At 59.7% G+C, this 7,990-nt stretch carries 6 protein-coding genes and 1 pseudogene; 5 read left to right on the forward strand and 2 right to left on the reverse strand.

Going from position 1 to position 7,990, the window contains the following annotated elements:
- Together IT540_RS04710 and IT540_RS04715 are read left to right on the forward strand one after the other, a co-directional pair.
- On the forward strand, positions 1–1,615 hold a 1,615-nt coding region (locus IT540_RS04710), incomplete at its 5' end, for an EAL domain-containing protein (protein WP_291173987.1).
- On the forward strand, positions 1,612–3,930 hold the full coding sequence (locus IT540_RS04715) for an EAL domain-containing protein (RefSeq protein WP_291173989.1): 2,319 nt from the start codon (positions 1,612–1,614) through the stop codon (positions 3,928–3,930). The genes IT540_RS04710 and IT540_RS04715, both read left to right, overlap by 4 nt.
- Positions 3,931–4,080: 150 nt before the next feature.
- Here IT540_RS04715 and IT540_RS04720 read toward each other — a convergent pair whose 3' ends face one another.
- Complete coding sequence (locus IT540_RS04720) at positions 4,081–4,215, reverse strand: hypothetical protein (RefSeq protein ID WP_291173997.1); 135 nt, start codon at positions 4,213–4,215, stop codon at positions 4,081–4,083.
- Between the two features lie 567 nt (positions 4,216–4,782).
- The gene (locus IT540_RS04725; RefSeq protein ID WP_291173991.1) at positions 4,783–5,748 is read right to left on the reverse strand and encodes a hypothetical protein; all 966 of its coding nucleotides are present in this window, start codon (positions 5,746–5,748) and stop codon (positions 4,783–4,785) included.
- Positions 5,749–6,078: 330 nt separating this feature from the next.
- Between IT540_RS04725 and IT540_RS04730 the strand changes: the two genes are divergently transcribed.
- The 3 genes and pseudogenes from IT540_RS04730 to IT540_RS04740 all read left to right on the forward strand — a co-directional run.
- Positions 6,079–7,446, forward strand: a complete 1,368-nt coding sequence (locus IT540_RS04730; protein WP_291173993.1) for a DNA methyltransferase — start codon at positions 6,079–6,081, stop codon at positions 7,444–7,446.
- Complete coding sequence (locus IT540_RS04735) at positions 7,443–7,823, forward strand: DUF5681 domain-containing protein (protein ID WP_291173995.1); 381 nt, start codon at positions 7,443–7,445, stop codon at positions 7,821–7,823. The genes IT540_RS04730 and IT540_RS04735 overlap by 4 nt, the downstream gene beginning before the upstream one ends.
- Positions 7,807–7,990: pseudogene (locus tag IT540_RS04740) on the forward strand (hypothetical protein); the annotation flags it as partial. The gene IT540_RS04735 and the pseudogene IT540_RS04740, both read left to right, overlap by 17 nt.

The raw sequence follows: 7,990 nt of genomic DNA on the forward strand, positions 1-7,990 counted from the left end.
CATCGCAATTCTGCATTTCACCGGGATGACTGCCTTCCGTGTCGAGCCGATGATAGTCGAGGGATCGTTCACCAATCCGGCTGCCTTGCAGACGCTGGCGCTCGCCATTGCCGGCATGGCGCTCGTCATCGTTGGGGCCGGCTTCGCAAGCTTCGTCATCGACGACAGCCTGCGCGCCGAAACCTATGAGCGCCTGCGTCGCATGGCAATGCACGATGCGTTGACCGGCTTGCCCAACCGGACAAACTTCAACGACCGTCTCGACCAGGAGATCGAGATCGCCGGCAACGAAGGCAACAAGGTCGCCTTGATCGGAATCGATCTCAACCGCTTCAAAGAGATCAACGATCTGCGCGGCCATAACGCCGGCGACGAGGTACTGCGCGTTCTCGGTCGGCGCATGAAGGGCCTTCTGCGGGAGGGTACGGGCGAGTTCGTCGCCAGAACAGGCGGGGACGAGTTCGCGGCGATCTACAGGGTGGAGGATACGAACGGGCTGTCGGATTTCCTTGCCCGCCTCGAGTCGGCCTTGTTCAAGCCGATCCACATCGAAGGCTTCGAGGTCGTTCCCGGTGCAAGTTTTGGTGTTGCCGTTTGGCCCGACCACGCTAGCAGCAAGGCAACCCTCATCAACAATGCAGATCTGGCGATGTACCGCGCCAAGGCGGAGCCGATCCGGAAGGTCTGTTTCTACGAGCCGTCCATGGACGAGACGGTGCGTGCGCGCCGCTCGCTCGCCGCCGATCTGCGCGAGGCGCTCGCCCGCAGCCAGCTCTCCATCCACTATCAGGTGCAGACCTCCATCTCGACAGGGAAGATCCGGGGTTACGAGGCGCTGTTGCGGTGGGAGCATCCGCAACTCGGGTCCATTCCGCCGACCGAGTTCATTCCCCTCGCTGAAGAGCACGGCCTGATCCTGGAGATCGGCGAGTGGGTGCTGAAAACCGTGTGCTCGGAAGCAGCGACCTGGAGCCCGCCTTACAAGGTGGCCGTCAACGTGTCCGCGGTGCAGTTTGCCCATGCCGACCTGCACCGGGTGGTGATGGAAGCGCTGGTCGAGACCGGCCTGTCGCCGGAGCGACTGGAACTGGAGCTGACCGAATCTACGATCTTCGCGGACAGGGAGCGGGCGCTGCACATGCTGCGCCGGATCAAGGCGCTCGGTGTCAGCATCGCCCTCGACGACTTCGGGACAGGGTACTCCTCGCTCGACACGCTGCGAAGCTTTCCCTTCGACCGCATCAAGATCGACCGCTCGTTCTTCTGCTCCGCCGCCTCCAATGCGCAGACGCTTGCCATCGTCCGCGCCGTGCTCGCCCTTGGCAAGAGTTTCGGCATCCCTGTCCTTGCCGAGGGGATCGAGACGTTCGATCAACTCTCCATGCTCAACAACGAGGGCTGCGACGAGGCGCAAGGTTTCTTGCTCGGACGGCCGGCTCCTCTCGGCCAGATCGTCGGGAGCGGCCAGGTTGTGCTGGGCAGCAACGAGCCTCAAAAGGTCGCTGAGGCGAAGGGTGCGTCGCGTTCCGATCCATCGGGAGCGTGTGCGTCCGACATGCCGTCATCGGCAGATCAAGATCTCCGCCGCTCAAATTCCGGTGGAAGGTCCCGATGAATATCAAGTTGCTTTCGGCGCGGATGAAGCAATTCCTCGCCGTTCCATCCGACAATCCGGAGTTGCTCAACGCCCAGTTCTGCGCGTTCCGGCGCCAGATGCCGATGATGTATTTCATCCTCCTCACGAGCACCTGGGCCGTTGCCGCCACACATTTCGCATTCGCTCCCCTTTGGCTCACGGTCGAGCTTCCGCTGTTGCTGACGGTCGGCTGCGTCGTGCGCATCGTCTACTGGTGGAGGTCGCGTAACGTGGACCCCACACCGGACGTTGCGTTGGTGGCGTTGAGACGGACCAATCGCCTTGTCAGCATCATCGCCATCGCATTCTCGGCATGGGCGTTGATGCTGTTTCCGTATGGCGATGCCTATGCCAAATCGCATCTCGCCTTCTACATGGCGATTACGGTCATCGCCTGCATCTTCTGCCTGATGCACTTGCGCTCGGCGGCCATTACGGTGACGGCGATCGTCAACGGCGCTTTCGTGGCCTTTTTCGCTGCGACCGGACAGCCGACGTTTATCGCGACGGCCATCAACATCGCGCTCGTCTCGTTCGGGATGCTGGTCATCCTCATGATCAATTATCGCGACTTCACCCGCATGGTGAATGCGCAGACCGAGGCCGAGCGCAGGGAGAAGGAGCAGAGCCGCCTCCTGCGCATGATCGACGACATGCCTGTCGCCGTCATGACCGTCGAGCCGGAGACGCTGAAGATCAACTATGCCAACGTAACCTCGAAACGGCTGATCGGCAGTATCGAGCATCTCTTGCCGATCAAGGCTGAAGAGCTGATCGGAACGTCCATTGACGCCTTTCACAAGCGTCCGGAGCATCAGCGGCGGATTTTGAGCGACGCCAGCAACCTTCCGCACAATGCGCGCATCCGGCTCGGGCCGGAGGTGCTCGATCTCAAGGTTTCGGCGGTTACCGCCCATAACGGCAGCTATCTGGGCCCGATGCTCACCTGGGCGCTGGTCACCAAGGAGGTCGAAGCGGAGAACCGAATCCGCCAGCTCGCCCACTACGATACGCTCACCGGGCTCGCCAATCGTCATGCATTCCGCGAGCACCTGGAAGGAAGTCTGGGCTCGCCGGGCAACCGGGTCGGGCTCCTGTTCCTCGACCTCGACGGGTTCAAGGTCGTCAACGACACCCGGGGCCACCGCGTCGGTGACGCCCTTCTGGTGCAGGTGGCCGACCGGCTCCGCTCGACGTGCAACGGCCCCGGCATCGCGATCGCACGGCTCGGCGGCGACGAATTCGCGATCCTGATCCCGCACGACAATGCAGAGGAAGCCGCAGCCATTGCCGAACGGCTGATCGCAGCCGTCGGGGTGCCCTTCACTCTGGACCACGACCGCCACCTTCAGATCGGCGCATCCGTCGGTATCGCGCTGGCTCCGGCCCATGGCGACGATGCCGAAACCTTGCTGGCGCATGCCGACTTGGCCCTCTATGCGGCGAAGGCGGCGGGCAGAGGGACCTTCAGAGTATTCTCGGTCGAGATGGAGCGCCGTATGCGGGAGAGGGTGCGCCTGGAAGCGAAGTTGCACGCCGCTCTCGACGGCGAAGACGGGTTGTTTGTCTTCTATCAGCCCATCGTGGATATCGAGTCCGGTAAGGTAACGGCTCGCGAAGCGCTGGTTCGCTGGCATCATAAGGAGCGGGGCTGGATCTCTCCGGGCGAGTTCGTTCCTGTGGCTGAGGAAAGCGGGCTCATCGATCGGCTTGGTGAGTTCGTGCTCAACCGTGCCTGTCGCGATGCGGCCCGCTGGCAGGATGGCGCGCGGGTTGCCGTCAATATCTCGGCTGCCCAGCTCGGAAAGGGCACGCTCGCGCCGGCCGTGCTGTCCGCGCTGGTGGCGTCGGGCCTATCGCCCGATCTCCTGGAGATCGAGGTTACGGAAACCGCTCTGCTCAGTGACGAGATCGACTGTATCGGAGACCTGCGGCGGTTGCGCGACATGGGCGTGCGTGTGGCGCTCGACGACTTCGGGACGGGCTACTCATCGCTTGCGCATCTCAGGGCGTTCAAGTTCGACAAGATCAAGATCGACGGCACCTTCGTGAGAGACGCCGTCGAGAGGCCCGAATGCGCCGCCGTGGTCAACGCCGTTGCCGTTCTCGGCAAACGTCTCGGCGTTACCACCGTCGCCGAGGGCGTCGAGACGGAAGCCCAACTCGACCGCGTCAGGGAGGAGGGGTGCAGCGAGGTGCAGGGCTATCTCTACGGCCGACCCGTGCCGAGCGAAGCTGACGCGGATACTGTCGCCGAGCTGAATGGCGTGCAGCTTCAGATTTCCGCCGCCTAGTCTCCGTGCGCGGCGGGTGCGCCATGCTCGGCGTAGTGCCGGCACCGCGGCTCTTGCAGCGCAGCGTCCCAATTGCGGTCATAGCAGTGGCCGTAGTCGGCGCCCCCGTATGCTCGCCGATTGGGTCTGCTCATATGGGTATTGCTGCCATCAGATGTCGATCTTTTCGGCGATCTCGATCGCATCGTCGACCTCGATCCCAAGGTAGCGCACAGCGATCTCGATCTTGATATGTCCAAGCAGGAGCTGGGCGACGCTAAGTTTGCCGGTGCGGCGTTGGATCAACACCGCCTTCCTGAGTCGCAAGGAGTCGTTGTCAGCAATGTTCAGACACGAATTGAGCGGCGTCGGAAACGTTGCGACACACTGCGAACGAGGCCCGAAATAGTTCCAGTGTAGGGACCTAAGAGCTTCCGCGCCTGACGGTCTGTGGGTAGCTCTCCTGCGCCGGTTGTGAAAATTGCTTCGCAGCTTCGAGAGATGACGACGGATCAACCGTCCGTTCCTGAATGCAACTCAAAAATGGAGTATCGTGAATGCGCACGATCATAGTGAAGGTCTCGGAAACGTAGCGATTTCAATAGAGTGGGTGGCTGTGCTGGCAGTCTGGAGCGAACTCGTCTCAGACATTTCCCTGATAACCTGCGATTTACAGGGAATTCTATCGCCTTTTGCTCGTTGGAGGCTTCCGCATGCCGTAGAGGCGCCTGTTAGCACAGCGCAATCTAGGCAAATTCCCTACTCGGCGAAACAGGGAATTCTGGAATGCCATCAGTCGTCTCTTTGAGACGATCAGGGAATCTGCAGGGGTAAACAGGTAATTTGGTGCGAGGTGGCTCGCGATTGGCCCCCCTACATCCGTGCAATCGTTTTGCGGCGGCCGACCTGTTGCCGTGCTGGGATCGTACCGTTGCGCTCCCACTCGGAAACCCACTTGGAAACCGTTCCTTTGTTGACATTCCAGGCCGTGGCCAGATCGTCCTGTGCGGCAACGGTTGCGCCTGTTGCCAACTGTGCGATGAGGTGTTGTTCCGCCTTACGCTTGGAAATGGCTGGTTTTTGGCAACCGTTGCCGGTGTCGCGTCGATCGCCGCGGGCGCGATAATACGGCGGAGTCAGGCGGACTGTTGATGGTTCCGGGCTCCGTCTACCGCCCAGTCCGTAGCCCAGGGAAATGATGGATCCCAGCTCGAAGAAGATCGTGTAGGCGAATGGCTCTATCAGAATGAGCAGGGCTTTCGCCTGGGTCTTGTCGGCGCCGAAGATCGCTGCCAGGGCGGCCATCTTTTCCGCCTTGGGCGCGACGGGTACTGGCGGGCCTAGCTTGGCAAGGTCGGCGGCGTTTCCTTTGACGGCATCTTCATAGACGCGAATCGTCGCTGCGATGCCGTCGCAGCGCTTGCCCCGACCCGTGGCACACTCTCTGGCATGCTTTTCGCGCGCTTCGGCGAGCATGGTGGCGTTGGTGGAGAGCGCTTTCTTCGTCGCCATAATCTGCTCGTTGCGCGCTTCCGCATCAAGAAGTCGAGCGTCGCTCGATTCCGCTTGGCGACCGACTGAGTTGTAAACAGTCAAGGTGGTGCCCGCGATAAAGAGCAGACAGAATCCTAGGGCCGGAACTACGTGGCGTATCTGCGCGGCTTCGACCGCAAGGTGTCCGACGGCGATGGTTCCCACGAGCGTCAATACGGTCAGCGCGTGCTCCATCAACCAAGGATGCCCCTTCGCTATGTCCTCGAGGAGGATGTAGAGAGCGCCTCCGGTGAAAGCGACGCCTGCAAGGATGGCTAGCGATCGGTGCCTCGTCGTTCTGATCATTTGATTCGGGTCCAAGGCCAATCGGTGGCAGAAACGGCAGATTGACGCCGACGCTCGCGAAGACTCGTGTGACCCATCACGTCGCTCTTCGTCGCCGCGCAATCAACTGGAACATGTTGTTCGGGCTCATATTTCTCCTATGAAGCTCAAATCATTTGTGGCCTTCTAGCCACATTTTTTTCTTGTAATTCAGCATCTTGTGCTTTTCTCTTGACTATCGTATTAAGACTTCCCTGTTGGTCGTTGGCATGGCGTCTATATCGTCAGCCGAGACGCGTCATCCTTTAGCAAGCTTAGGGAGACGCGTGACGTTTACGCGCGTTCGGTGACATGGGTCAGTGCGCCCCCACTAACGTTAAAGCCTTCCAACATCCTCGGATCGAGCAACGAAGTGTTCACTCGCTGAAAGCAGCCGAGCGCAACGCGCGTGTGCACTCAGCTAAACAGATCAGGCAGATCGCCGAGAGCATTCGATCGTTTGGGTTCGTCAATCCGATTTTAGTTGATCAAGCCGATCGGGTTGTCGCGGGACATGGCCGCGTAGAAGCGGCACGCAAATTGGGACTGGCTTCGGTGCCGGTCCTATGTCTTAGCCATTTGTCAGACGCGGAGTTGCGGGCTTACGCCGTTACTGACAATCGCCTCGCAGAGCTGTCAGGATGGGACAATGACATCCTCGCACTAGAATTAGCAGATCTCGTCACGCTGGACTGCGACTTCGATATGTCGGTCACCGGCTTTGATCATGCTGAGATCGATCTGGTCATCCAAAAGCGAGAGAAGACTTCCGATCCTCAGGATGAAATCCCAGCAGTCCCTCCACCCAAAGCGATCCTTTCCCGCGTCGGGGATTTGTGGCTCCTCGGGGAGCATCGCATCCTTTGTGGCGATGTGCGCGATCGCGGTGCTGTGCGACGCTTGATGGGAGGTGAAAAGGCGCGGATGATATTCACCGATCCGCCCTACAACGTTCCGATTGACGGGCATGCCTCGGGCCTTGGTCGAAACCGCCACCGTGATTTCGCCTGTGCTGTTGGTGAGATGAGCGCCAGCGAGTTTACGAGCTTCTTGCAGACTGCTTTCGACAACTTCGCATCTGTCAGCGTGAACGGATCGCTGCACTACATCTGCATGGACTGGCGCCATCTCGGAGAGATGACGGCCGCTGGCGGGGCTGTCTACACGGAGCTCAAGAACCTCTGCGTCTGGAACAAGACCAATGGCGGTATGGGATCGTTCTACCGATCCAAGCATGAGTTCGTGTTCGTCTATAAGCATGGCAGGGCCAGTCACACGAACAACGTCGAGCTGGGTCGCTTCGGTCGATACCGGTCAAACGTGTGGGAATACGCAGGCGTCAACACCTGGCGCCGAGGACGTGACAAGGATCTCGCCGATCATCCGACTATAAAACCTGTCTTGCTCGTTGCGGATGCCATCCAAGACGCGAGCAACCGTGGTGAGGTTGTGCTCGACGGCTTCGGCGGTGCCGGCACCACCTTGATCGCTGCCGAACGTGTGGGGCGAAGGGCTCGCCTGCTCGAACTCGAGCCGCGATACGTCGATGTCACGCTTGCGCGCTGGCAGAAGCTCACGGGTCAGTGTGCAGTAAACGCGGAGACAGGGGTTGAGTTTGGCAAAAAAGCGAAACGGGGGCGCCGAGCACAGCACCAGATCAAAGGGAGGTCTCGGGCATGAAGAAGGGATATGCGGTCGGCTACGGCAAACCTCCTAAGCATTCACGCTTTAAGCGGGGCCAGTCTGGCAATCTGAAGGGAAGGCCCAAGGCGGCTCGGGGAATTGAGGCCATTCTGCGAGCGGAGCTCCAGACCGTCATAACCGTTGAGGAAAATGGTTTTCCGCGGAAATTTTCGAAGAGGGACGTGATCATCAAACGGCTCGTAAACAAGGCCGTACAAGGAGATGCGAAGTCTCTGCAGATCATTCTCAATCTTACAGATCGACATGGCGAGGATCCTACGCCGCCACGCGAGCAGGAAGCGATCGATAAGCTCATTCTTCAGGAATACGGGCGACGCTTGAGTCGGAAGGTGTACCATGAACCAGCAAATTGATGCCATCACCGTTGATGCGTTGCTCCGGAAAGACTTGTTCTCCTTCATTCTAAAAACTTTCGACACTCTTGAAGCAGGTAAGCCATTTCTGCCGAACTGGCATATCGAGCTCGTCGCAGACCTCCTACAACAAGCTTTCGATCGGAAGATCAAACGGCTCATTATCA

Origin of the sequence: Hyphomicrobium sp. (assembly GCF_020852195.1) — a bacterium.
Lineage (GTDB): Bacteria > Pseudomonadota > Alphaproteobacteria > Rhizobiales > Hyphomicrobiaceae > Hyphomicrobium_C.